The sequence below is a fragment of the Helicobacter sp. T3_23-1059 genome (assembly GCF_053654515.1).
In genome coordinates, this window is sequence record NZ_JBSIUV010000229.1 from 1 (window position 1) to 483 (window position 483).

1 protein-coding gene is annotated in these 483 nt (G+C 35.8%); it reads right to left on the reverse strand.

Going from position 1 to position 483, the window contains the following annotated elements; all coding sequences use genetic code 11:
- Positions 1-8 precede the first annotated feature (8 nt).
- A partial coding sequence (locus ACWIX0_RS14190) for a hypothetical protein (protein ID WP_454174618.1) occupies positions 9-483 on the reverse strand: 475 nt, incomplete at its 5' end.

The following is a 483-nucleotide window of genomic DNA, read 5'->3' on the forward strand; positions in this document are numbered from 1 at the left end:
CACCAAATTTAGCAATATGAGTGGTAGCGCATAATTTTAACCTTGCCATTGCCTAAATCAAAAAATGTATAGTAGTCATCTGTGCAATTATCTGGGTGTTGAATGCGAATTTTTTGAATGTGAATTTCTAGCGTTTTTTCATCTTTCCATTTATATGTGGTGGTATATTTTTCCACCCCTTCGCTACTTAATGTATCGGTATGCGTGTGATTTTTCATCGGCAATTTTTTTAAAAGAAATTTTGTTTTTCTCAAAGTCCAATAGTCATCAATCAATAAAAGTTGCTGATAGGCTTGCTTGATATTTTCCGCATCTATGGTGGCAAAATAAGGGGGAATATCCATCACGCTACAATCCTTTTCTGTAATGCCCCATAATTTCATCAAAAAATCACAATCTACCAACTCCCATACTAAACTTTGGGTAGATTCGCTAGATTGCGCGTCTGAATCTTGTGGATTCGCACTTGAATCTATGCTTGTG